At 47.6% G+C, this 23,397-nt stretch carries 23 protein-coding genes; 9 read left to right on the plus strand and 14 right to left on the minus strand.

Annotation, left to right across the window (positions count from 1 at the left end):
• Nucleotides 1-735: a class I SAM-dependent methyltransferase gene (locus tag SHEWANA3_RS12480; RefSeq protein ID WP_011717299.1), complete on the minus strand. Its 735-nt coding sequence runs from the start codon at nt 733-735 to the stop codon at nt 1-3.
• A gap of 175 nt (nt 736-910) precedes the next feature.
• Here SHEWANA3_RS12480 and gloB point away from each other — a divergent pair, with 175 nt between their 5' ends.
• Nucleotides 911-1,714 (plus strand): hydroxyacylglutathione hydrolase, encoded by an 804-nt coding sequence (gene gloB / locus SHEWANA3_RS12485; protein WP_011717300.1) that lies wholly within the window; start codon nt 911-913, stop codon nt 1,712-1,714.
• 252 nt (nt 1,715-1,966) lie between these two features.
• Nucleotides 1,967-3,514, plus strand: coding sequence for a LysM peptidoglycan-binding domain-containing protein (locus tag SHEWANA3_RS12490; RefSeq protein ID WP_011717301.1), 1,548 nt, complete (start codon nt 1,967-1,969; stop codon nt 3,512-3,514).
• Nucleotides 3,515-3,777: 263 nt separating this feature from the next.
• On the opposite strand, the gene SHEWANA3_RS12495 is transcribed toward SHEWANA3_RS12490, so the two are convergent.
• Genes SHEWANA3_RS12495 through SHEWANA3_RS12505 form a run of 3 tightly spaced genes read right to left on the minus strand, consistent with a single transcriptional unit; the run spans nt 3,778 to nt 6,797 of the window.
• Nucleotides 3,778-4,437, minus strand: a complete 660-nt coding sequence (locus SHEWANA3_RS12495; protein WP_011717302.1) for a BsuPI-related putative proteinase inhibitor — start codon at nt 4,435-4,437, stop codon at nt 3,778-3,780.
• A gap of 2 nt (nt 4,438-4,439) precedes the next feature.
• Nucleotides 4,440-6,260: an AsmA family protein gene (locus SHEWANA3_RS12500; RefSeq protein ID WP_011717303.1), complete on the minus strand. Its 1,821-nt coding sequence runs from the start codon at nt 6,258-6,260 to the stop codon at nt 4,440-4,442.
• Nucleotides 6,261-6,302: 42 nt separating this feature from the next.
• Complete coding sequence (locus SHEWANA3_RS12505; RefSeq protein WP_011717304.1) at nt 6,303-6,797, minus strand: putative 4-hydroxy-4-methyl-2-oxoglutarate aldolase; 495 nt, start codon at nt 6,795-6,797, stop codon at nt 6,303-6,305.
• A gap of 219 nt (nt 6,798-7,016) precedes the next feature.
• Between SHEWANA3_RS12505 and SHEWANA3_RS12510 the strand changes: the two genes are divergently transcribed.
• Entirely contained in the window at nt 7,017-7,337 is a 321-nt protein-coding gene (locus tag SHEWANA3_RS12510; RefSeq protein WP_011717305.1) for a hypothetical protein, read from the plus strand.
• 203 nt (nt 7,338-7,540) lie between these two features.
• Here SHEWANA3_RS12510 and SHEWANA3_RS12515 read toward each other — a convergent pair whose 3' ends face one another.
• The gene (locus tag SHEWANA3_RS12515; protein ID WP_011717306.1) at nt 7,541-9,331 is read right to left on the minus strand and encodes a DUF885 domain-containing protein; all 1,791 of its coding nucleotides are present in this window, start codon (nt 9,329-9,331) and stop codon (nt 7,541-7,543) included.
• 311 nt (nt 9,332-9,642) lie between these two features.
• Here SHEWANA3_RS12515 and SHEWANA3_RS12520 point away from each other — a divergent pair, with 311 nt between their 5' ends.
• The 3 genes from SHEWANA3_RS12520 (at nt 9,643) to SHEWANA3_RS12530 (ending at nt 13,468) form a co-directional block, all read left to right on the plus strand.
• Nucleotides 9,643-11,118, plus strand: a complete 1,476-nt coding sequence (locus SHEWANA3_RS12520) for a DEAD/DEAH box helicase (protein ID WP_011717307.1) — start codon at nt 9,643-9,645, stop codon at nt 11,116-11,118.
• Nucleotides 11,119-11,163: 45 nt separating this feature from the next.
• The gene (locus SHEWANA3_RS12525; protein ID WP_011717308.1) at nt 11,164-11,664 is read left to right on the plus strand and encodes a peptidylprolyl isomerase; all 501 of its coding nucleotides are present in this window, start codon (nt 11,164-11,166) and stop codon (nt 11,662-11,664) included.
• A gap of 190 nt (nt 11,665-11,854) precedes the next feature.
• On the plus strand, nt 11,855-13,468 hold the full coding sequence (locus tag SHEWANA3_RS12530; protein WP_011715680.1) for an IS1634-like element ISShes12 family transposase: 1,614 nt from the start codon (nt 11,855-11,857) through the stop codon (nt 13,466-13,468).
• Nucleotides 13,469-13,635: 167 nt separating this feature from the next.
• Here SHEWANA3_RS12530 and SHEWANA3_RS12535 read toward each other — a convergent pair whose 3' ends face one another.
• The 3 genes from SHEWANA3_RS12535 to SHEWANA3_RS12545 are packed head-to-tail and all read right to left on the minus strand — an operon-like array spanning nt 13,636 to nt 15,437.
• A complete protein-coding gene (locus SHEWANA3_RS12535) occupies nt 13,636-14,076 on the minus strand; it encodes a YcgN family cysteine cluster protein (protein WP_041413056.1) in 441 nt (146 codons plus the stop codon).
• 56 nt (nt 14,077-14,132) lie between these two features.
• Entirely contained in the window at nt 14,133-15,134 is a 1,002-nt protein-coding gene (locus SHEWANA3_RS12540; protein ID WP_011717310.1) for a lytic murein transglycosylase, read from the minus strand.
• A gap of 24 nt (nt 15,135-15,158) precedes the next feature.
• A complete protein-coding gene (locus SHEWANA3_RS12545) occupies nt 15,159-15,437 on the minus strand; it encodes a YcgL domain-containing protein (protein ID WP_011717311.1) in 279 nt (92 codons plus the stop codon).
• A 123-nt stretch (nt 15,438-15,560) separates the two neighbouring features.
• Here SHEWANA3_RS12545 and minC point away from each other — a divergent pair, with 123 nt between their 5' ends.
• The 3 genes from minC to minE are packed head-to-tail and all read left to right on the plus strand — an operon-like array spanning nt 15,561 to nt 17,323.
• The gene (gene minC, locus SHEWANA3_RS12550; protein WP_011717312.1) at nt 15,561-16,226 is read left to right on the plus strand and encodes a septum site-determining protein MinC; all 666 of its coding nucleotides are present in this window, start codon (nt 15,561-15,563) and stop codon (nt 16,224-16,226) included.
• Nucleotides 16,227-16,253: 27 nt separating this feature from the next.
• The gene (gene minD, locus SHEWANA3_RS12555) at nt 16,254-17,063 is read left to right on the plus strand and encodes a septum site-determining protein MinD (protein ID WP_011717313.1); all 810 of its coding nucleotides are present in this window, start codon (nt 16,254-16,256) and stop codon (nt 17,061-17,063) included.
• 2 nt (nt 17,064-17,065) lie between these two features.
• The gene (gene minE / locus SHEWANA3_RS12560) at nt 17,066-17,323 is read left to right on the plus strand and encodes a cell division topological specificity factor MinE (RefSeq protein ID WP_011622938.1); all 258 of its coding nucleotides are present in this window, start codon (nt 17,066-17,068) and stop codon (nt 17,321-17,323) included.
• Nucleotides 17,324-17,485: 162 nt separating this feature from the next.
• Here the strand turns inward: minE and rnd are convergent, their stop codons facing one another.
• The 6 genes from rnd to SHEWANA3_RS12590 all read right to left on the minus strand — a co-directional run bounded on the left by rnd (nt 17,486) and on the right by SHEWANA3_RS12590 (nt 23,379).
• A complete protein-coding gene (gene rnd, locus SHEWANA3_RS12565; RefSeq protein WP_041413058.1) occupies nt 17,486-18,595 on the minus strand; it encodes a ribonuclease D in 1,110 nt (369 codons plus the stop codon).
• A 71-nt stretch (nt 18,596-18,666) separates the two neighbouring features.
• Nucleotides 18,667-20,340 carry a long-chain-fatty-acid--CoA ligase FadD gene (gene fadD, locus SHEWANA3_RS12570; RefSeq protein ID WP_011717315.1) on the minus strand — a complete coding sequence of 558 codons (1,674 nt, stop codon included), beginning with the start codon at nt 20,338-20,340 and terminating at the stop codon, nt 18,667-18,669.
• 199 nt (nt 20,341-20,539) lie between these two features.
• Entirely contained in the window at nt 20,540-21,406 is an 867-nt protein-coding gene (locus SHEWANA3_RS12575; RefSeq protein ID WP_011717316.1) for an alpha/beta hydrolase, read from the minus strand.
• Between the two features lie 21 nt (nt 21,407-21,427).
• The gene (locus tag SHEWANA3_RS12580; protein WP_011717317.1) at nt 21,428-22,240 is read right to left on the minus strand and encodes a class I SAM-dependent methyltransferase; all 813 of its coding nucleotides are present in this window, start codon (nt 22,238-22,240) and stop codon (nt 21,428-21,430) included.
• Nucleotides 22,241-22,370: 130 nt separating this feature from the next.
• On the minus strand, nt 22,371-23,078 hold the full coding sequence (locus tag SHEWANA3_RS12585) for a M50 family metallopeptidase (RefSeq protein ID WP_011717318.1): 708 nt from the start codon (nt 23,076-23,078) through the stop codon (nt 22,371-22,373).
• Nucleotides 23,071-23,379, minus strand: coding sequence for a hypothetical protein (locus tag SHEWANA3_RS12590; RefSeq protein ID WP_011717319.1), 309 nt, complete (start codon nt 23,377-23,379; stop codon nt 23,071-23,073). Before SHEWANA3_RS12590 ends, SHEWANA3_RS12585 begins: the two co-directional genes overlap by 8 nt.
• Nucleotides 23,380-23,397: the final 18 nt, after the last annotated feature.

Raw genomic sequence — 23,397 nt, forward strand, 5'->3', positions numbered from 1 at the left:
TTATTTGGTATGTTCGGATAAATGCCCGGTTCGACCCGCGCTCGGGGCTGTGGTCCAATTCGGCTGTAATACTTTACGTTTGTCGCGGATGGGCGTTAATGGCGACTCTAATTTACGTGCCACAATCAAATATAAGCTGCCCGCACTGGGTAGCCATGAGGCCAAGGTTTGCTGCATAAAACGGCCATCATTAAACTCACCAATTAACGGGTGGTAGACTAAACGTTCATCGCTGACCACTTGATAGCCTAATAAGCCTAACCAGTCTCGCACTCGAGAGGGCATAAAAAAACGCCCGCACCAGGGTAGATTGTCCTGAAATTTTGGCCATAACTTACCGAGAAACACTGGGCTTAGGGGATTAAAGCCCACGATAAATAAGTAGCCGCCGGCGATCAGCACCCTGTCGGTTTCCCGCAGGATACGGTAAGGATCTGCCTCAAATTCAAGCAGCAGGCTCATCAGCACCGCATCGATCACCCCATTCTGTAGGGGTAAATGGCAAAAATCGCCAATTAACGAGGCATTGGGTTCTGAGCACAGTGAGAAATGGTGGGCAACGGGGGATGCCATGCTCGAGAGATCGGCGCTTAAGGGACCGAGTTTGAGTAGATGATAGCCAAACACCCTTGGCCACCAATCGGCAAGCTTATCGGAAACGGCTTGTTGGAGTGCAGGACCATTGGGCAAATCGTCCCATTGCTCGGGTTTGCGCATAGAACTGTTATACGACACAAGTCTCCTCCCTTCCCGTTACCCATGTGCTTAATGCAAATCATCCATCTTGCCCATTACCGCTTTGGCGTTTGCCATGAGCAATTGTCATGGGCAATCGCAACAGTCGCCAAGTGAGCCCCTCTTATGGATAATAACCTTATCTTCAAAACGAAATACAGCGATCGGCGGTGCTATGCTCACTATAACAGCGATTAATGCCTTTAATGACAATTATATCTGGGTGTTGCGACAAGACTCCCAGCAAGCCGTGTATGTGGTTGACCCAGGTGATGCCAATGTCGTGCTCGACTACTTGCACGCCCAGCGACTCTCGTTAGCGGGTATTTTGATCACCCATCACCATAGGGACCACACGGGTGGGATCGCCGCCCTAACGGACCACGTAAAACAGACCACAGGCCATGACTTAGCGGTTTATGGTCCACAAAGTGAAGATATTCAAGGCATCAATCAGCCAATTGAGCCAACGCTGAGTGATTCACTCACTCTGCCTTTTATTGACGCGCCAGTGCGTATCCTGTCCGTTCCTGGTCATACGGCTGGGCATATTGCCTATCTGGTTGATGACGCATTATTTTGCGGTGATACCCTCTTTAGCGCAGGTTGCGGCCGCTTATTTGAGGGCACACCAAGCCAAATGTGGCAATCCTTAAGTCTGCTCGCGGCGCTGCCCGATGAAACCCGAGTCTACTGCGCCCATGAATACACTTTATCAAATCTGAAGTTTGCCCAAACGGTCGATACTGATAATGAAGCGCTTAACGCCTATGTGGAGGAAGCAAGCACCCTTCGTGCCCAAGGCAAAGCCACCATTCCCTCCACGATCGGATTGGAGCGAGCCATTAATCCCTTTCTGCGCCCTTTGTCGCCCACCATAGTCAACAGCATAAAAAATCAGTTTTGTGATCAAGATCTGACTAAAGCAGATGAACTGACCTGTTTTACCCTACTCAGGCAGTGGAAAGATATTTTTTAGTAAAAAACGATCTATTTATGGCTGAAATTTATACAGTTTTTCCCACTTTTGATGATGTAAATCAAAAGTGACCCTACAAGATGTACGATAATTTAGGGACAAGATCAAAAAGATCCCATAGAATGGCTCGTTTTTGCGTGAATACTTTGCGCTCTGTGTTGCCACTATTTACATAATAATCAATTTGTTAGCTCAATGAGGCTCGATGAGATTGTGCAGTGGCAATGCACTAACAGAGGACTATCGTTTTCCATGAGAGTATCACTTTATGTTGTAGCAGGGGGATTTGCCCTGCTCACAGGTTGTCAGACTTTAGACAACCATCAGGTGACCAAACCTGAAGCTGAAACCGTCACAACTGAAAATACCGTCCCACAGTATTATCTCGCAACCGAACCTGAGTCGGCGCAAATTACTGATGTATGGGAGCGAATTCGTCAAGGAATGCAACTCCCCGTTCCTGACAAAAAATTAGTTAACTATTATCGCGATTGGTACATCAAGAACCCCAAACACCTCGAAGTGATTTCTGAGCGTGCGGCGCCTTACATGTATTTGATCGTCGAAGAGCTTGAAAAGCGCCATCTCCCCATTGAGATCGCGTTGCTGCCGATTATCGAAAGCGCCTTCGATCCCAGTGCATCCTCAGCCAGTGCCGCCTCAGGGCTTTGGCAATTTACAACCCCAATGGCCAGCCATTTTGGGTTAGAGATGAACTGGTGGTACGACGGCCGTCGCGATGTGCCCGCCTCCACGGTGGCCGCGTTGGACATGCTCGAATACCTGTATGACAAAACCAATAATAATTGGCTTTATGCGATTGCAGCTTACAACTCGGGCGAGTCTCGCGTCCTCAATGCGATTAAACGCAATGAAGATAAAGGCCTTAAAACCGATTTTTGGTCACTGGATCTGCCAAAAGAGACTGAGCGTTATGTGCCACAATTGTTGGCCCTCGCCGAAGTGATTAAACATGCCGACGAATACGGCATTACGCTAGCGCCAATTGACAACAGCCCTTCTATTGAAGTGGTTGATATCGATAGCCAAATTGACTTGGCCATGGCGGCTGGGCTCGCCAATATGACGACCCATGAGCTATTAAAACTCAATCCTGGATACAACCGCTGGGCCACTGCACCGACGGGACCCCATACGCTGGTATTGCCGATTGATAAGTCAGAAGAGTTTAAAAAAGCACTGGCCGAAACCGAGAGTGAAGCCCGTGTGAGTTGGCTCAGATACACCATTAAATCCGGTGACAGTATCGGTGCCATTGCCAAGAAACACCATACCACAGTCAATGCGATCCGTGCGGCTAATGGTATGAAAAATAACAATATCGTTGCGGGTAGACACCTAATTATTCCGGTCTCTGCCGACGATAAACAGCTGTATGCCATGTCAACCAGCCAGAAGTTACCTAAAAAAGCGGCAACTTCAACCTCTGGCAATAAGTTGACTTACCAAGTGAAATCCGGCGATACCCTATGGCAAATCGCGCAGAATCATAAGGTATCGGTGAAACAGCTCACCGCTTGGAACCATTTAAACAAAGACAGTAAATTGCAGATGGGCCAAAAACTGACCATCGTTGCGCCGCCAACCCAAGCGGAAGCGGAGCAGATTCGCACCGTCAGCTACAAGGTGAAATCTGGCGACTCCTTAGCGCGCATTGCCAGCAAGTTTAAAGTGACGGTTGCCGAGCTGCTCGAGTGGAATAGCTTAACCTCATCGCAATACATTCAACCCGGCCAAGTGTTAAAGCTGGTGGTGGATGAAAGCAATTTAAATGCGTGATGTTTAGTACTTAGCGACATAGCTGCTTAGATATTGAGTTAAGCCCATTAATCTGTACAAAAGCAGTGCAGGTTCGGCAAGCATTAAACACTTAAGCCTTTTAATAGGGCAAACAAAAAGGCAGTAACACTTGGTTACTGCCTTTTTTATTCGCAAGATCCGTCCAAAATCCCCTCGAGACTTGTACTTCGAGCCTGCTGTCTTTCAATCTGCAATGTTAAATACACAGTAGTTTGCAAGAATGGCGCTATGTTTAGCAACCGCTACTCGAGGGTGAGCAAGTACACCACGGGCGCCATTGCTGGCAATTCACTCTCCAGCGCCTTAGCGGCAAATTGCGCCTCAAGATGGGCTCCTTCATTTGGGATCCCAGCCAAGGCTTTTGCCGGGATCGCAAACCTGACCACCAGCTCCTCACCAGCCGCTAACTGAGTATCACGCAGGGCTTGAGTAAACATCATATCGTCAGACCAAGCCCAAAGACGCTTTCCTTGCACTGTGGTCAGTAGCAAATCGGCTGTCATGCCCGAGTGATAACGCAGTGCAACCGCCTGAGTCGAGGGATTGCGAACCGTTAATGTCGCCTTAAGGGGTTGTTTAAAATCCACAAAAGCATCGAGGGAAAGCGTACCAGTGAGCAAAGCCTGAGACTGATTGTTCGAAACCTGTTCCACTTTTAAGCTGGATTTTGCTTCAATTCCCTGTAGTTTGGCCGCTAAATCGGCGGTCTGTACCACTTCAGGTTGTTTCGCCGCCTCGGTACGAATATCCGTTTTTGGCGGATTAGGCTGGGCCTGCGGGGCAAAGCAGCCAAACAGCTGCCCCGCCACCAATGCCATCCCAAGTGGGCGCGCAATGCGTGTTAATGTCTGCTTAGGTCGACGCTTGCTAGCAGAAACATGCTTAGCGATGTGTTTTCCCATGCCTAAAAACCACCGAGTTTTTTCAGTAGGGAGTCCTTTAATTTATCCTTGGCTTTATCCGTTTCTTCCTTCAACTGATTGTTCAGCAGCGCTTGGGTATCTAAGGCATACTCAGGTTTTTGGAAGGTGCCGGTGATCGCCAGTGGAATATCAATGCCAGCCAATGCATCTTTCTCGCTACCGCCCTGACCTTTGAGGGAATTGACTAAGGTCGTGGTCAATCGGTAATCCAAGCCTTCGGTCAACAGGTTTGCACTGCCTTTACCCGCCACCCGTAATAGCGGTGATGACATGGCAAGATCAGGATTTGTCGCTACACCGTTTTCTAGGCTGAAGTTACCCGTCAGGCTCGAGAAGTCGGTTTTACGCTCTTCTTTGGTGTCGGCAGACATGTCACCTTTTAACTTGGCCTGAGCACTACGGATCATTTGTGGAATATTCACCCCGTAAAGGGCACCGTCGGTAATATCAAAACGGCCATTAGCAAGTAGGTTTTTCTTCAACTGCTCTGGAATTAAACTCTTACCTTTACCCTTAACGTTGAAATTGGCCGTACCTGCTAGGATTTCCAGCTCAGCGGCATCCTTAAGTAATGGACGAATTTGTACACCCGAGATTTGCTTATCAAATTGGTAACTGGCAACTTTTGAGCGGGCATCAACTTGCGCATTGAGCATCAATTTACCTTGGTAAAGATCCGCCGTCAGTTGCTTAAGATCAACCACACCATTCTTAATGCCTAAATCCATCAACCAGTTCTGCGTTGACAGGTTCGCCACCTTGATGGATTTCACAGCCAATGTCAGTTTGGCATCTAAGCCATTGAGCGCGGTAAGATCTGGCTCAACCGCCTGAGTCTGTGAAGGCGTGGCAGCGGCTTGTTTTTCCGCCGTATCCGATTTTGGCAATAAGGCATCGAGGTCAATGTCACCCACTTGCAAATCCGCGTTAATTTGCGGCACTTTACCGCCGTAATTCACCGCCAACTTTCCCGCTGCATTGATATCCATCGCCGTTAATTTACTGATGTCCGCCGACAACTGCTTTTTATCTAATGCGATTTGACTATTTAGACTAACCTCTGCGGTCAGTTTTTTATTGGGGATCCCCTCGCCTTCAACTTGAGTCTCAATATCCAACTTCTCAATCACCAGCTGATTAAAATCATGGCTTAACTTGATTTGTCCTTCGCCTTTACTGCTTACAGTCATATCAGGTAGGGTCGCGGCGAATTCGTAGGCCATAGGTGCAAATTTATCGAGTGAAAATGCCCCCAGTGTAAATTGCTTCAAGGTTAAGGTTTGGGTTTGTCCCTTGGCTTCATCAATCAAATTGATTTCGGTATTGGTAATCGAAACGCCGCCCACATCAATGCTGGTTAATTGTGCTTTGGCGCTTGGCTCGGCAGGCGTTGCGGTTTTTTCTGCGCCCTTGCCCGTTAAGCCATCGAGGCTCGAACTGCCATTTTTACGGGTGACCAGATTGATTTTTGCACCATCAAGGCTTAGCTGCGCGATTTCAATTTGCTTGCTAAACAGTGGCATAAGCTCGACTTCTGCCACAGCTTTATTCACTTCAAGCATAGCTTTAGGTGTAAATCCCTCGGGATTAGAGAGTGAAATCCCCCCTAGATTGATCCCAACCGTCGGGAAAAATGTCCACGACAAATCATCACCGATGACAAGCTCACGCCCTGTCTGCTTTTTAACGGAATTGACAATTTCTGGTTTAAAATCATTAGGGTCGAAAAATACGGTGAGATATAAGGTGACTGCAACCACTAAGGTCACCAGAAGAGCTAAAAGCCACTTAATGAATTTCATAGAAACATCCTTATCAATAACATCTTGAATTTTTGGTAACACTTAACTTAGAAAGGCAAAGTTTAATGATGCCTCGCTCACGGCAATACCATTCTCATCGGCATAAAGCATCATGCCGGGTTTTACTGTCACAGCGCCAAACTCAATCGGCACATCGATGTGACCTTGGTTTAATTTTTCGGTCTTGATCGGCATAGCCCCTAGGGCATAGACGCCGAGATTAAAAGTGGAAAGCCTTGCCACATCACGGACATAGCCATTAATCACCACACCTTGCCAACCGTTATCGAGGGCACTTTGCGCGATCAAATCCCCAAGTAACGCCCGCCGGGGTGAACCGCCACCATCGACGACCAATACTTTTCCATGACCGGGCTGGGCCAGCACTTCTTTCACTTTGGAGTTATCTTCAAAACATTTGACCGTCACAACTTCACCCCAAAACAGACGCTTACCACCAAAACTGCGAAAATCGAGCGGTAACAGCGACAGTTTTGTAGGGTAGTGATCGAACAAATCAGGCAATAGATCAAGCATTTGGATCTCCGCGAAGTGAAAAGTTTAGACTAACCATTATTGTAGACCCCTACAAGCCCAATGCGAAACTCGACTTTTTAATGAGGTTTACACTTTAAATAGTTTATGAGCATTGGCATAAACATGATAATCTGCGATAGTTAACCTCCTATGACACCCGCTTGGGTACGTTAATTCATTATTTCGCTTCTCAACTTCTTGTAATAAAGTGAACACCAAATGACAACAGATCTTGATTTGCAAAGCGCTATTGCCGCGCTCGATGAATATGGATATGAGAAAAAAGCCTCAACGGATCTTGAGCAAGCCCGTAATAAACAACAAATGGGGAAATATATCAAATCCCTAGACTACAGTTTACGTCGATTATTGATATTGCAAGAAACTGTTAACGAATTAGTAGAAGAAAAGAAACATCAGCTTGCACAACAAGAAAACATTCAAACCTATAAAACCAAAATCATTAACCTCTCTCGCGAATTAAACCTTTCCTACGAAGAAGTATTAGCCATCATGGCAGATGCTGACACTAAGAAATAACCCACTTCGATATTCAACGCATCTTACCCTTTCCGCTAATATCTCGATTCAATACGGCATCTCAGGATTGTTGCTTCAGTGATTTTGGCGGTCTTAAGGACGTTATGGAACATCATTCATGACCAATGAATCGATTTTAAGCGAATGGCGTTTAGCGAATAGATATAAGGCGCTCTGTTAGCGCCTTATATCTGGATGATGGATTACTGCTCTAACATTAATTGGCGAATATATTTCACCGGCGCACTACCATAACTTAAGAACTTCTCATGGAATGCTTTTAGGTCAAAATCCTTGCCTTTAAGTTGCTTATATTCTTCTCGGAAATCGTAAATTTCACGGTAACCCGAGTAGTAACTGGTCAGCTGCACTTGGCTTAGGGTGGCACGGCGCCATTTGCCTTCCGCCTCAGCACGTTGCTGGAACGCTTCATCCATCATCAGGCTAATGGCTTGCTCTTCAGTCATGCCTTTAACATGAATGCTGTAGTCTAAGATGGTGTTACAGATAACACGTAAATTCCACTTGTAATACATTAACCACATTTCAGGCTCGAAATTTCCATAACCTTCTTCAAGCATCATGCGTTCGGTATAAACGGCCCAACCTTCGACCATAGCGCCATTACCAAATAAGCTTTTCACTAAGCTTGGTGACTCATTGGAATAAACTAATTGGGTGTAGTGTCCAGGAATCGCCTCATGGATATTTAAAATCTGTAATATCCAGTGGTTATATTCGCGTAAATAGCTTTCAGCGGATTCATCACTCATACCATCGAGTGGTGTGACGTTATAATAGGTATTGCCTAATTTATCATAAGGACCAGGCGCACTAATCGACGCTCCCGCATAACCACGCATATACTCAGGGGTTTCACGCACGACTAATGGTTTTTTAGGATCTAAGGTCACTAAGTCTTTTTTATTTACAAATTCAATCAACTCAGGAATTTGCTTACGCACTTCGCTCACAAAGTCATCACGCTTAACGTGCTGTGTCGATAATTTATCAATCAATTGGCGAATTGCGATTTTATTGTCGGCAGGTTTTGGCGTAGTGAAATATTTTGGCCACAGCTTGTCGGTGATCTTCGCCATTTCACCTTGCACTCTTTCTTTATCCGCCATGGCTTTTTGATAAAGCTGTTTTGCTGTCATGCCCGCTTGGATATCAAAGGCAAACTTTTGCTCGTATAATTCTTCACCAATTCTAAAGCTGCGGGCGCCGTCTTTTTTAAGTTGGCTGACTTGTGCATTTAACCAAGTAATATGTTCATTAATCGCTTTCGTTGCCGTGTCGAAACGGGATTTAAACAGCGATTTTTCCGCATCCGACAGACCCGAATCCGCTACTTGCTTCAATAAATCATCGGAGAATACCGAAAACGCACCTTGGTTTTGCATCACAGCCAATTCGCTGTGTTCTAGGGTTGGCTGCTGAATATTGCTGCGCGCCGCGGCGTAATAAGCGGGGATATTTTCCATTCTGGCCAATACGGAGCGTAATCTGTCATCCAGTGGCGCAAAGTTTTCATTGATGATTTGTGCAAAACCGCCCGCCACGTTATAGCTCGAGGGATCCCATTGCCATGATTTAAAGTCGGTGATTTCCCACGCCATGCTGTTTAGCAGATTATCAATTAAGTGATAATCTATGGTTTCATTAGAAGTCAGGGACTTAAGCTCAAACTGTTTCAGCTTTGCCTGCTGGGCTTTCACAAAGGCAAGCGTCTTAACACGGCTCGCTTCATTGGGGATTTCTAAATAGCCATCATTAACGTGTTTGCCGCTGTAGAGTGCCCAGGTTGGCGCTAATTGCCACAGATCATCGATAAAGGTCTGGCTAAATTGTGCAAAGGCGCTGGTCTTCACATCAGCACTGACTGCGCTTGATTTGGCGGTATCGGCTGACACTTGAGTTGATTGCGATTGGCAACCCGCAAGGCCTGTGAGCGATAACAAGATCGCAAGAGAGATGGCGGTTTTCTTCATTCTTTTTCGTCCTTTTTATATTTATGCGTTAATTCCAGTGCCTCGAGGCGACCGTAAGCGTCTAAAACTTAACTCATCAGACGCCAATAAAAGGACTTAAGTTAATCATATCAGCCGCCTAATTGCAGCTGTGTTACGAGTGAATACATGCCCAGTTACAAATTTGTATGCCCGTGTGCCGATAGCGCTCAACTATCAACCTGCGTGAGATAATCCCCTATTTCACTAACGCTACTGCTATAATAGCGACCTGCTTCGCTGTTCGCCTCAGGCCTACAGTTTGCCAATAAATCATTTAGTTGAGACTCTCAATGCCATTCTCCCAACTTGGATTACACAGCGCGCTTGTCAAAGCTGTGACTGAACTGGGTTACACGACCCCCACGCCGATACAGACAAAGGCCATCCCCAGCATTTTAGCGGGCAAGAATGTGCTTGCTGCGGCGCAAACGGGTACAGGTAAAACCGCCAGTTTTGTGCTGCCGCTGTTGCACAGATTCGCTGACGCGCCCAAGATCCGCCCTAAGCGAGTGCGGGCCATCATACTCACCCCCACACGTGAGTTAGCGCTTCAGGTCGAAGAAAATATCAACCAATACGCCAAGTATTTACCCTTAACGGCCATGGCGATGTACGGTGGTGTCGACGCCGCGCCGCAAAAGAAACGGCTGATTGAAGGCGTCGATTTACTGGTGGCCACGCCTGGGCGTTTGCTCGACATGTATACCCAAAGGGCCATTCGTTTCGATGAAGTCTCAGTATTGGTGCTCGACGAAGCCGACCGCATGCTCGATATGGGCTTTATCGAAGATATTAATAGCATCATAGAAAAACTCCCCGAGCAGCGACAAAACCTTTTATTTTCAGCCACCTTATCGAAACAGGTGAAAGCGCTGGCGAAATCCGCGATTCCGGACGCCATCGAGATTGAAATCAGCCGTAAGAGCGCAGCATCGACTCATATTGACCAATGGTTGACCACGGTCGATAAAGATAAAAAGTCGGCGCTGTTGAGCCATTTGATCCAAGAACAAAACTGGTCACAGGCATTAATTTTTATCCAAACCAAACACGGCGCTGCCAAATTGGTTAGCCAGTTAGAAAAGCGTGGCATTGTTGCAGAAGCTTTTCACAGTGGGCGTAGCCAAGCGGTGCGCGAACAACTGCTTATCGATTTTAAAGCGGGTAAAGTCTCCTTCTTGGTCGCTACGGGTGTGGCCTCACGCGGTATTGATATCGATGCCTTAGCGCGGGTGATTAACTACGACTTACCCGATGAAGCCGACGACTATATTCACCGCATTGGCCGTACCGGACGTGCGGGTAACCAAGGGGAAGCGATTTCCTTTGTTTCTAAGGATGATTTCAGAAACCTATGCGCCATCGAACGTCGCTTAGGTCATGTTATCGTGCGCAGGGAGATTGCTGGCTTTGAGCCGAAAAAAGTCGTGCCGATTTCTATACTCGATTTTGTGCCTAAATCCGCGTCTAAAACAGAGCGTAAGCCTAATAGCCCCGCCGAGACCAACCTACAATCTCGCCCCTATTCGAGTGGCAAACCGGGCACCTTTGAGGCGACACAAGCCAAGAAGCATCGCAGTGCCAAGGCGGCTCCAGCGCCTAAAGCCCAAAAAACAGGGACTGATAGTCGCTCAGATACTCACTCAGGTGCTCGCTCAAATAGCCGCCCTGCGAATCCACTGCAAGGTAATCCATGGCAAAACAGCATCAAGCCACAGGGCGATAGCGAACCCCATGCAAATCCTTGGCACAAAAGCACTAAGTGAATTAGCAGCTTATCAACGAATTAACTCAAAAGAGCAGAAGCAAATATGACGATTATTTTTACAACCAACCTAGGTGATATCAGTATCGAACTCGATATGGAGCGTGCGCCCGTTACCGCCAAAAACTTTATCCGCTACTGCCAGGAAGGTTTTTATGAGCACACTATTTTCCATCGAGTGGTCAAAGGCTTTATGATCCAAGGCGGTGGTTTTACCGCCAAAATGAAGGAAAAGCCCACCCACGAGCCGATTGTTAACGAAGCCAATAAAGGCCTATCGAATGTGTTTGCCACAATTGCCATGGCCCGCACCGATGCACCGCACTCGGCAACCGCGCAGTTTTTTATCAATACGGCCAACAACGAGTTCCTCGACCACACTGCAACCACGAACAACGGTTGGGGTTATGCGGTATTTGGTAAAGTCACCGCAGGACTCGAGGTCTTGCTGCAAATTGAAGGCGTAAAAACCACCCGTGTTGCAGGCCATGAGGACGTGCCCCGTGAGCCGATTATTATCGAAAAAGTGACTATTATTGAAAAATAGTAATTACCGTTGAAAAATAGTCATTATCGTTGAATAAGTACTTTATCTAATCGATGAATACAGTGGCATTACTTAGCTGTGGTACAGCAATAACGCATCCATCCGTCATTCCGCACCTAATTTTCGATTTAAAAAACTTGACGGCGATCGGTCATTCTGATCTATTACTCTCTTTTGCAGGTAATTCATCATGGCCGCTCCCGCTATCTCTATCCGTAACCTCGACCACCTTGGTTTGGTCGCTGCACTTTGCCAAGAACTCGGCATTGCTCGCATGATTGATGCGGTGCTACCCAAAACGCCGCCCTACAAAGTCTCACATGGTGAAGCGTTGGTGGCGATGATACTGAACGGTCTTGGCTTTCATAGTTCGACCTTGCACATGTTCCCGCAATTCTTTGCCAACAAGCCTGTAGAACGCCTGATTGGCCCGGGGATCTGTGCCGATGACCTCAATGATGATGTGCTCGGCCGCTGCCTTGATGCCCTCTTTGAGGCCGATGTCAGCACGCTTTATCAGGTGATGGCGGAGCAGGTCGTTGAACGATTGGGGCTCAAAAGTACTGCAGTACACCTCGATATCACCAGCTTCCACGTCGATGGCGCCTATGACCAAGCCGATGGCGAGCAGCTCGGTAAGTTGCAATTGGTACGGGGCTATAGCCGCGACCATCGGCCAGAGCTAAACCAGGTTATCCTGGAGCTTATCTGTGAAAATCAGGCCGGCCTGCCCATCTACATGCAAGCCTTGAGTGGTAATATTAATGATACCAAGGCCTTTGCCCAGACGGTACGGCGCCACTTGAGCAGTCTCAAGGCCGCGCAGGAGAGTCGTTATCTGGTCGGCGATGCGGCGCTGTATTGCGCCGACACCTTGCAACTACTGGCACAACAGCAACAGTTGTTCGTGACTCGTGTGCCTGTCACCCTCAATGAAGCCAAGCGAGCCGTGGCAACCATTGGCACCCAGTCGCTGGTTGCGCTGGGCAATGGCTATCATGGCTGTTGGCAAAGCGCCAATTATGCCGACGTCGCGCAGCGTTGGTTGCTGGTGCGCAGCGAACAGGCCAGCCACCGTGAGCAGCAAACATTAGCCAAAAACCTACTGAAAGACAGCACGCGTGAACTGAAAGCCTTCAACAAATTATGTGCCCAGCGTTTTGCCTGCGAGACCGATGCGCAGGCTGAATTAGCCCGTTTTGCTGTCAGCTTAAATCTGCTGCAACTAGAAGCAGAAGTCGTGAGTGAACCTATCTATGCAGGGCGCGGAAGGCCCCAAAAGGGTGAAATGCCGGTGAACTACCAATTTCACATCAAGGGGTTAGCCGCAAGTAGCTTGGCGCGGGTGGCTGAGGCGCGCAACCAGACAGGGGTGTTCATCCTCGCGACCAATGATCACAGTGAAACGCTCACCATGGCTGAGCTGTTGGCTACCTATAAAGCCCAGCAGAATGTCGAGCGTGGTTTTAGGTTTCTGAAAAGTCCCGAATTTTTAACCTCCTCGTTATATCTTAAAAAACCGGAACGTATCGAAGCGTTGCTGATGGTGATGACCTGTAGCCTGATGATTTATGCGGCGCTGGAGCACCGGATCCGGCAGGGCTTAGTAGAGCAGAACCGGAGTGTGGCGGACATGAAAAAGAAACCCACGCAAAAACCGACTGCGCGGTGGATTTTTTTACGCTTTGGCGGGGTGCACGAGTACCAGTTGGGAGAGGCGCCACCTCAAGTCACAGGACTCACAGTGGACCAGCAGATCATTCTCGACGTGTTAGGCGAACGGTATCGGCAAATTTATTCCTAAATCAGGTGCGGAAAGTCGGTTCCATTCCTTCATAGATAAGACTTTGGTTTTAACCCCTAGATAGAAAAAGGAGCAATCAACCCAATGGTTAGTTGCTCCTTTTTGTTTATTCACATCTGATTGTTTATTAACGTCAGTTATTAGAGACAAAAGCTGCTGTAATAGCGTTAATCTAGATCTTTCAGCGGCCACAGCACGATATGATCTTCAATATCTTTCACCCTGCGCTCATCCACCACCTTGCCTTGAATCGACATACCCGCAAGGTGCATGGCCTCTTTAGAGCCCGTGAGTAATAGATGCCAGCTTGGCAAGTCTCGACCAGCGGCTAAACGACGATAGGCGCAGCTATCGGGTAACCACGTCAGTTCATGGACGTTTTGCGGAGTGATCACAGTACATTGGGGAACATGGCTGAAACGGTCACTATAATGCTTACAGCTGGCACTTTGATGATCGAGCAGTAGGCAAGCCGCATTGGTGTAATACAGCTCTTCGGTTTCATCATCGATCAACTTGTTTAAACAACACTTACCACAACCATCGCAGAGGGACTCCCACTCCTGCGACGTCAACTCGGTTAACGCTTTATTCTGCCAAAATGCCATGTTTACGCTTATCTTCATATAAAAAACCCGCTTAATGCGGGCCATTTTACACCAATTTACTGGGGAGTCTTAATTCTCTCCGATAAATGCACCACAGAGATGCCAAAATAATCGCCCTCGCCTAAATAATTCACCGCTTGCCAGTGCATTAAGGCGCGGTAATTGCCATAGACCAGATATTTTCGGCCCTTAACACCGTCGGGCATGATAAGCGAAGCATGAATATCCTCACGATTCGGTAAATCCGTATTATCGAACCGCCTGACACCGAGCTGTTGCCACTTGGCTAGGGTCTGTGATTGATTGAGTCCGATAAACTCGGTCTTAATATCCGCCGGTGCTTGAACCTGACGTCCCCAAGTATCTTCACCATTCCAGCCCTGCTGCTTAAGCAGATTCGCGGCAGAGGCAAACGCATCGGCCACATTATGCCAAATGTCTTTTTTACCATCACCGTCGCCATCTTGGCCGTAGGCTAAATATTCACTCGGTAGCAATTGGGTTTGCCCCATAAAGCCTTTGTCATTGCTTTTAAGATCATCAAACTTAAGTTGCTCTTTATCCATGATGGAAAGCGCAGCCATAAACTCCCGTTGGTAACGCGCCGTATCTTCGCCAGTAAAGGCTAACGACGCCATCACAGACAGTACAGGATAATCCCCCGACGCATCCCCAAAGTTAGACACTAAGCCCCAGAGCGCCACTAAAAACCGCGGCTGCACTTGATACTTGTCGGCAATATTGCTCAATAGCACTTCATGCTCGTTAAAGAGTACGCGCGCCGTATCCACCTTCCATTCCGGCACCACTTCTGGCAAATAGGTTTCAAGGGTTTTAGATTGGCTTGGCGCTGCGGCCACATTGGCTTTTTTAAAGCGTTTTATCTGCGGAAAAGCCGTATTGATCGTCGCTTGGCTAATGCCTTGGGCACTCGCCTCTTGCTTAAGCTTAAGGAGGTAATCGTTGAAGGAGGCGTCTTGCCCTAGCGCGCTATGGCTTATCAAGGGCAAGAAAATCAATGTACATGCTGCAACGCGTTGAAGGAGGGTCTTTGGCATATACCTTTGTCCGCAGTTTATGGGCTAGTCTTTAATCCCAAGGCTTTCTCTGTGTTCGGCCAATAAATTAACCTGCGGTGGCGGAATTTGTAAATAAAAACCCTTTTCCTCGAGCGCTGCTCTGACCTTTTGAATATCGGCGATACCGAGGGATTCACGCTTAGCGATGGGGAACACCATCACTAACTGAGGCACACCAAACATCTCCAACAACGCTTGGGGAACATCATCAAAACAGTCCCTTTTGTTCACAAATAAGTAAGTGTCAGCCTTTCGACTACTTTTATAAACCGCACATAGCATAAGAGTATAAATATCCAATAGTTCAAACTTGCCAGTCAATGGGGCACACTATAACATGGTCGCCTAGTAATTTAATTGTAAAATCAGCGAACCGACTGATGATTTCTGGAGAATAGTGCCGGGATGTCAAAACCTAGCTTAGAGTTAAAAGGCGCTTCTTTTACTCTTTCAGTGCTTCATATCAATAGCAGCGACTTAAATGCTGTCATGGCTGAATTAGATAGCAAATTGGCACAAGCCCCTCAATTTTTTCTGGGTGCCCCTTTAGTCGTCAATCTCAGCGCCATCCAAGATAATGATTTCAATTTACATGGCTTAAAAGAGTTATTACTTTCCCGCCAGCTCGTTATCGTGGGGATCACCGGGGCAACGACCGCCCTCAGCAATCAAGCCAAGACCCTAGGCCTTGCTATCGTCAAAGCGGGCAAACAAAGCGTGACGCCCCCGCCTGCACCGCGTCAAACGAAGGTTTTGAAGCAAAATATCCGCTCAGGCCAGCAGGTCTATGCAAAAAATGGTGATTTAATCATATTTGGTGCCGTAGGTAATGGCGCTGAAGTCATTGCCGATGGTAGCATTCATATCTATGGCGCATTACGGGGAAAAGCCATGGCGGGCGCGGCCGGCGACAGCAGCGCGGTAATCATCGCCCATTCCCTCGAGGCCGAATTAGTTTCAATAGCAGGGCAATATTGGCTCGCTGAAAATTTACAACAACATAGCTCAGATAAAAGCGGCTGCATTCGCTTAAATGGCGAGTCGCTTATCGTTGAATCATTGCCCCTCTAAATGGCATAAAAAAGGATAGAGAGAAACATGGCACAAATTATTGTTGTCACTTCAGGTAAAGGTGGTGTTGGTAAGACCACATCCAGTGCGGCGATTGCAACTGGACTTGCAATACAAGGGCATAAAACTGTTGTTATCGATTTCGATATAGGCTTACGTAACTTAGATTTGATCATGGGCTGCGAGCGCCGCGTTGTCTATGATTTTGTCAATGTGATCAACGGTGAAGCCAATTTAAATCAGGCACTGATTAAAGACAAACGCTGTGAAAAACTGTTTGTACTGCCTGCATCGCAAACCCGCGATAAAGATGCACTGACCAAAGAAGGCGTGGGTCGTGTACTCGATGATTTAGCCAAAGAATTTGATTTTATTATTTGTGACTCTCCTGCAGGGATTGAGCAAGGCGCAATGATGGCACTGTACTTTGCCGATATCGCTATTGTGACCACCAACCCTGAAGTGAGCTCGGTTCGTGACTCTGACCGTATTCTGGGCATGCTGCAAAGCAAGTCACGCCGCGCCGAACTGAATTTAGAGCCAATAAAAGAGTACTTACTGCTGACTCGTTATTCGCCGAGTCGGGTAAAATCGGGCGAAATGTTAAGTGTTGACGATGTAAAAGAAATCCTTGCCATTGAATTACTTGGTGTTATCCCTGAATCACAATCTGTACTCAAGGCCTCTAACTCGGGTGTGCCTGTGATTATCGATCAAGAGAGTGATGCAGGTGCGGCTTACAGTGATACGGTCGCGCGTTTACTGGGTGAAGATGTGCCAGTACGCTTCATTACGGAAGAGAAAAAAGGTTTCTTACAACGGATATTTGGTAGCTAATTATGTCTTTACTCGACTATTTCAAAAGCAAGAAAAAGCCTAGCACTGCGGTAATGGCAAAAGAGCGACTACAAATTATTGTGGCCCATCAACGTGGACAACGGGATACACCCGATTATTTTCCACAGATGAAACAAGAAATTATCGCCGTTATCCGCAAATATGTGCATATTTCTGATGATCAAGTTTCTGTGCAGTTAGATCAGAACGACGATAACCTGTCGGTACTCGAACTTAACGTCACATTGCCTGACAGATAAGTCGAGCGTTGGCGTCATCCTCATCGCGGGGATGACGCTTTCTGCTGCGCTTTTGTAGAGTCTTAGGCGAAATAAGCTAAGCCTTGATATACGCGATAAAGGTCTTAACAACACGCCAAGACCTCTATGTTACTGCAGATTATGTATTAATCAGCCCTAAAATTAGACGTCAAGCTTTGCCAACGATTCGGCGGCGATTTGTCCACGCCAGCCACTTAAGACTGTCGGTAACTCACCCTGCTGTTTATCCCAACGCCATTGTAAATACTCATGAATATGACGTTTCGAGCCCAGCATCTCCATCGGGATGGCATGCTGCTCGCACAGTTCAGATAAGCAGGTTTTAATGTTTTTAAAGGCCGATTTATAACCTGGTTTTAGCGCTAAGACATCCACTAATTCTGGTGGATTGCTTAAATCCGCAGTCTGCATCACCCGTAAAATATCTTTACCGTGAATGCGTTTCTCTTGCTCGGTCAAATCGTTCAATTTGAGCAAATCGCCCATGCTCTTTGGCTGCTTTTTCGCTAGCGCGATCAGGCCGTGATCCTTAATCACAAAGCCCAAGGCTAAATCCCGCGCTAAGGCTTTTTCTAAACGCCACTTAGCCAATACTTTAAGATAAGCCAATTGATGCTCGGTGAGCTGAAAAGCGTTTTTGACTCTCAGGTACGCAGTATCCATATCTGGCGTTGCTAAGCGCCCTTCTGTCATCCGTTCACCTTCTTCATACAACCAGCCTAAGCGATCTTGTGCCTTAAGCTTGTCGGCGAGTTGCGGATAGAGTTGATACAGATACAACACATCGTTGGCGGCGTAGCTCAGCTGCGCCTCAGTCAAAGGACGGCGCATCCAGTCGGTGCGCGACTCACCTTTATCAATCACTTCACCTAAGCAGGTTTCCACTAACTTGGCATAACCTAGGCCATGGCCCATGCCACATAAAGAGGCTGCGATTTGGCTATCGAACAAAGGCGTAGGTTGACGCTGACCATAGTGGGCGAAGACTTCTAAGTCCTCGCTGCACGAATGCACCAGTTTGATGATGTTGGGATTATCCAGCAAAGACCAAAATGCACTGAGATCTGGCAGCGCAACCGGGTCAATTAAGGCTAAGGTTTTGCCATCATAGGCTTGAATGAGGCCAAGCTTAGCGTAATAGGTACGTGTGCGCACAAACTCGGTATCTAACACGAGCAGCGGACTCTGTTGATATTGAGCGACGAGGGCATTGAGGCTCGCTTCGTCGCTCACATACTGAAACACTGACAAATTCTTCTCCAGTTCCTGTGGGTTAAGCACCGTCCATAAAAACAAAAGCCGGCTCATTGCCGGCTTCAATCTTACGCGCGCTTCACTTCGTCTCGAAGTTCTCGTCGCAAGATCTTACCCACGTTGGTTTTAGGTAACTCGTCCCTAAATTCTACCAGCTTCGGTACTTTATATCCCGTTAAATGCGCGCGGCAATGCTTAATGATGTCGTCAGCGGTTAAAGATTTATCTTTTGCAACCACAAACACCTTCACTAATTCACCACTGGCGTCATTTGGTACGCCAACGGCGGCCACTTCAATCACTTTAGGATGTAACGCGACCACTTCTTCAACTTCATTGGGGAAGACGTTGAAGCCCGACACTAAAATCATGTCTTTCTTACGGTCGACGATATAGAAGAAGCCTTGTTCATCCATATAACCGATATCGCCGGTGGCAAGCCAGCCGTCTTTATCAATCACTTTGGCCGTTTCCTCTGGACGCTGCCAGTAGCCTTTCATGATCTGTGGACCTTTACCAAACAGTTCACCCGTCTCACCCTGCGGTAACACATTACCCGCATCATCACGCACTTGAATTAAGGTTGATGGTGCAGGGAAACCGATAGAACCGTTGTAACCGTCTAAGTTATAGGGGCAGCAAGTGAGTAACGGCGAGGCTTCGGTTAAACCGTAACCTTCGAGTAAACGGGTTTTCGTGATGCTTTGCCATTTATCGGCCACGGCTTTTTGCACCGCCATCCCGCCACCAATGGATAATTTTAGGCGAGAAAAATCCAGTTCCGCAAAATCGCTACTGTTCACTAACGCATTAAACAGGGTGTTGACGCCCGTTAGTGCCGTAAAAGGATATTTTTTCAGTTCGGCCACAAACCCTGGAATATCCCGAGGATTAGTGATTAACAGGTTTTGGCTGCCCTTATGTAAGAACAGTAAGCAGTTCACTGTTAAAGCAAAAATATGGTAAAGCGGCAAGGCTGTTACCACAAATTCGTTGCCATCACGCAGTGCGGGTGAATAGGCACCATTGGCCTGTAATACGTTTGCGACCACGTTTTTGTGGGTCAACATGGCGCCCTTTGACACCCCAGTCGTTCCACCAGTGTATTGCAAAAAGGCTAGGTCATCACCCGTGATAACGGGTTTGACATACTGCATTCTGCGCCCTCTAGAGAGAGTTTCGCGCATTGAAAGTGCATGGGGTAAGTCGTATTTAGGCACCAGCTTTTTGATGTACTTGACCACAAAGTTAACTAAGGTGCGTTTTGGCGCGCTTAGCAGATCCCCAAGCCCGGTGATAATCACGCTTTTAACGGGCGTCTGGTCTACAACTTCTTCCAAGGTACGGGCAAAGTTTGATACGACCACAATGGCCTTAGCGCCAGAGTCGACTAATTGGTGCTTTAATTCGCGGGGAGTGTAAAGCGGGTTAACGTTCACCACCACCATGCCCGCACGTAAAATACCAAACAGCGCAATGGGATATTGCAGCAGGTTCGGCATCATCAGGGCGACACGGTCACCCTTTTGGAGTTTCAATTCATTTTGCAGATAAGCGGCAAACGCACGGCTGCGTTCTTCAAGTTTACGGTAAGTTAGCGTGGCACCCATGTTGATAAATGCCGGTTGATCCGCATATTTGGCCACCGCCGTCTCGAACATATCGACGAGCGATGAATACTGATCCGCATTAATCTCGGCAGGTACATCTTTTGGCAAATGATTAATCCAAGGCTGATCCACTACTTTCTCCTAAATCCCCACAACTGCGGACACGGTATCCCTACTACCGTCAATACTCGACAAATACCGAGTTAAAATACCGACTTACATTTTATTGTTATTGATTGACCCGCATAAATCATACGGGCGTTTTAATTTTGATCATCATCACATAAAAAAAACAAAAAACCTAGCGTCTTTTTTATGTAAGCAAAAGCGATTACTCGACAAACTGCTGGATCAAGTGCGCGACCCCTTTGGCGTTATCCATGTGCACATGGTGGTCGCCCTCGAGCATATGTTCTGACAAGTGTGTGAACCATTTCCTCGCCTTAGGCAGCGCCGCCTGCAGCTGGCTAAAACCCTGTTTGCCGCAGATCAATAAGGTCGAGACCGAAATATGCTGCATCAGTGCATCAACCTGCTCAAAGGTCAGCCGCATGGGCGAGTCGAGCCTTAATCTTGGATCGCTACGCCACGCAACACCATCGGTGGTTGGTTGCATATTGCGCTCGAGTAACAAGCGGCACCAAGGCTCCGCCAGCCCCGTCAAGTGCACTCTGGCTTTTACTGCGGTGTCCATGTTGTCGTAGACTTTTAGCTGTTTATGCTTTTGCGCTAAAAACTTCTCGTGCTGATAAAAACTCTTTCGCAGCCGCGTTTTCGCTTGAGTCGCCGACTCAAACAGTGGGCTTAACGCCTCAATCAAAATCAGTTTGTTGACCTTTTCTGGAAAGGTCGCGGTATACGCCGAGGCAATAATGCCCCCTAACGAATGCCCTATGATAGCCAGCGGCTTTTGCGGCAACATCGCCAGTAACGCATCGAGATCGTATAAATAGTCAATCCAATGCAATGGATAATGTCCCGGCCGATGTGCAGAAAAGCCATGACCGGGCCAATCTATGGCAAGTATCTGATAATGAGGCAAATACTCAGCGAGAGGCTCAAAACTGTTCGCATTGTCTAACCAGCCATGCAACGCGAGCAATAACGGCTTATCTTTCGCTCCCCATAATCGACCACTGAGCTTGATATGGGGTAACACAAACTCGACTTGATTTTTGGGGGCGAAAGATTGCCACATATTGCCTCTAATGTCAGGTGATTAGCGCGATTTTTTGATAAATTTGAGCGTCATGCGATCGCTCTCACCAATTGCTTGGTATTTCTCCTTATCGGTATCGCCCAAGGCAAACGAAGGTGGCAGCGTCCATACCCCCTTGGCGTAGTCCTTAGTGTCTTTCGGATTGGCGTTGATTTCTGAGCTTTCTGCTAAGGTAAAACCCACCTTTTTGGCCAGCGCGATCATCTCGTCTTGGTCCATGTAACCCGTGCTCATATTCATGCCTTTATTGGCTCTATGTTCGACCACGCCAAACACACCGCCATCTTTCAGCACTTTATAGGAGGCGGCAAACACGTTTTCGAGTTGATCGCTTGAGGCCCAGTTATGTAAGTTACGGAAGGTTAATACCAAGTCAGCACTGCCATCGGCACCTAAATTCATTTTTGCAGGCGGGTCGAGAACCACCATTTTCGCATTGCCAAATAAGGCTTTATTGGCCGTCATCCAAGTATCGAATTTCACGCCCGCATTGGCGCGATAGCGATTACCTGGGGTGTCCGTGCTAGGGGTAGTTTCGAAACTGGCGGCAATATACTGCCCCTTAGGCGCAAGATAAGGGGCAAGGATTTCTGTGTACCAGCCATTGCCAGGCCAGAGTTCAATCACGGTTTGCGTGGGGGTGATACCAAAAAATGTGAGGGTTTCTGCGGGATGACGATAAATATCGCGGCTGGCGTTTTTCGCTTGGCGAAATTCGCTCTTAATGGCCTTATCCAAGCCTTCATCGGCATAGGCCATACCTGAACATAAACCAGCAATCAGCATACTGGCGACGAGTGTGACTTTTTTCATAATAATTCTCCTTGGATACCGAAGACTTAAGCTAGCAGTCTATATAAAAAAATCCAAGAATTAGCCGCACAAGTTGACTATTTAGGCTGTAAATATTTGTGATGTCATAGCGGCATGATGCCGCCATAGATTAGCGAGAGATGGCGGAGTCCACCCGGCGCCAAGCCATAAACAAGGCGCAGATACTGCAAAATAGCCAAATGGTGACCCAAATCCATGCCGGGATCCATGAACGCTCGGCCAACAGCACCGCATCGCCCTGCCCTTCGAGCCCGAGCAATACCGTCGGGCTTGCCAGCGCATTGAGCATGATCATCAGGCCAATAATGCGTAAAAATTGCGTGAGGATTTTATTTTTGCTGAGTTTTAGCGGCAGTAATAACACTATCGTCAGCACCGCTAATATGGCTAAGGTCAGTAAATCTCGCCCCCACAGCAGACCGCTTAACACCACTAAGCCGCCTAAAAAGGCAAAGCTTAGGCGAATGCCCTTAGGCCAAGTTGCCAGCAGATAAATAAGGTATCCCCAACAGGCTGCGCCAAAATAGCCCGCAAATCCAATCACCAGTGGCGAGCCACCTTGGCTAAAGCAAAAACCAGCACCATTGGGAAAGAGTTGAATATGACTCACTATGCCGCCACTGAGCACAGTCGCTATCCCATGGGATAACTCGTGGAAATAGCTCTCTAGCCACTTAAAAGGCACGCTCAAATAAGGAATGCGCGTCAATATGAGTGCCAGCATCAGTTCGATGATAAACAAACCACGGCTAGGCAAACCGCCGGTTAAACGAGGAGTAAAACGGGATTGAGAAGACACAGGCGCGCTATCAGGCATAAATATCCACACCGACCATCTGCTGAATTTCTTCACGTTTGGCGGCATGTTGCGTTTGTAGATATTGGGCGATAGCCCCTTGATGACCTCGGGTGCTTTGCTCGTACTCGAGCAGGGCACCGAGTCTGGATTGTAGGTTTTGTGATGACCCTTCCGCTGTATCATCAAAGGCTAAGGCAGAAACCGCATCGAGTTCAATCACAGGGCGTGGCGCTTGTGTCGGCGACATTCCCTGTATGACTGCGGGGCGATTACTCGCAACCGCTTGTGTCAAACTCGTTTGAAGCGAATTTACCTGCATCAAAATGCCCAGTTTATA

The sequence above is a fragment of the Shewanella sp. ANA-3 genome (assembly GCF_000203935.1).
Taxonomy (GTDB): domain Bacteria; phylum Pseudomonadota; class Gammaproteobacteria; order Enterobacterales; family Shewanellaceae; genus Shewanella.

Bases quoted from the DNA above. Each gene is read 5' to 3' on its own strand.
- gloB (WP_011717300.1), top strand. From the start codon at position 911: ATGCTCACTATAACAGCGATTAATGCCTTTAATGACAATTATATCTGG.
- SHEWANA3_RS12490 (WP_011717301.1), top strand. From the start codon at position 1,967: ATGAGAGTATCACTTTATGTTGTAGCAGGGGGATTTGCCCTGCTCACA.
- SHEWANA3_RS12495 (WP_011717302.1), bottom strand. From the start codon at position 4,437: ATGGGAAAACACATCGCTAAGCATGTTTCTGCTAGCAAGCGTCGACCT.
- SHEWANA3_RS12500 (WP_011717303.1), bottom strand. From the start codon at position 6,260: ATGAAATTCATTAAGTGGCTTTTAGCTCTTCTGGTGACCTTAGTGGTT.
- SHEWANA3_RS12505 (WP_011717304.1), bottom strand. From the start codon at position 6,797: ATGCTTGATCTATTGCCTGATTTGTTCGATCACTACCCTACAAAACTG.
- SHEWANA3_RS12510 (WP_011717305.1), top strand. From the start codon at position 7,017: ATGACAACAGATCTTGATTTGCAAAGCGCTATTGCCGCGCTCGATGAA.
- SHEWANA3_RS12515 (WP_011717306.1), bottom strand. From the start codon at position 9,331: ATGAAGAAAACCGCCATCTCTCTTGCGATCTTGTTATCGCTCACAGGC.
- SHEWANA3_RS12520 (WP_011717307.1), top strand. From the start codon at position 9,643: ATGCCATTCTCCCAACTTGGATTACACAGCGCGCTTGTCAAAGCTGTG.
- SHEWANA3_RS12525 (WP_011717308.1), top strand. From the start codon at position 11,164: ATGACGATTATTTTTACAACCAACCTAGGTGATATCAGTATCGAACTC.
- SHEWANA3_RS12530 (WP_011715680.1), top strand. From the start codon at position 11,855: ATGGCCGCTCCCGCTATCTCTATCCGTAACCTCGACCACCTTGGTTTG.
- SHEWANA3_RS12535 (WP_041413056.1), bottom strand. From the start codon at position 14,076: ATGGCATTTTGGCAGAATAAAGCGTTAACCGAGTTGACGTCGCAGGAG.
- SHEWANA3_RS12540 (WP_011717310.1), bottom strand. From the start codon at position 15,134: ATGCCAAAGACCCTCCTTCAACGCGTTGCAGCATGTACATTGATTTTC.
- SHEWANA3_RS12545 (WP_011717311.1), bottom strand. From the start codon at position 15,437: ATGCTATGTGCGGTTTATAAAAGTAGTCGAAAGGCTGACACTTACTTA.
- minC (WP_011717312.1), top strand. From the start codon at position 15,561: ATGTCAAAACCTAGCTTAGAGTTAAAAGGCGCTTCTTTTACTCTTTCA.
- minD (WP_011717313.1), top strand. From the start codon at position 16,254: ATGGCACAAATTATTGTTGTCACTTCAGGTAAAGGTGGTGTTGGTAAG.
- minE (WP_011622938.1), top strand. From the start codon at position 17,066: ATGTCTTTACTCGACTATTTCAAAAGCAAGAAAAAGCCTAGCACTGCG.
- SHEWANA3_RS12575 (WP_011717316.1), bottom strand. From the start codon at position 21,406: ATGTGGCAATCTTTCGCCCCCAAAAATCAAGTCGAGTTTGTGTTACCC.
- SHEWANA3_RS12580 (WP_011717317.1), bottom strand. From the start codon at position 22,240: ATGAAAAAAGTCACACTCGTCGCCAGTATGCTGATTGCTGGTTTATGT.
- SHEWANA3_RS12585 (WP_011717318.1), bottom strand. From the start codon at position 23,078: ATGCCTGATAGCGCGCCTGTGTCTTCTCAATCCCGTTTTACTCCTCGT.
- SHEWANA3_RS12590 (WP_011717319.1), bottom strand. From the start codon at position 23,379: ATGCAGGTAAATTCGCTTCAAACGAGTTTGACACAAGCGGTTGCGAGT.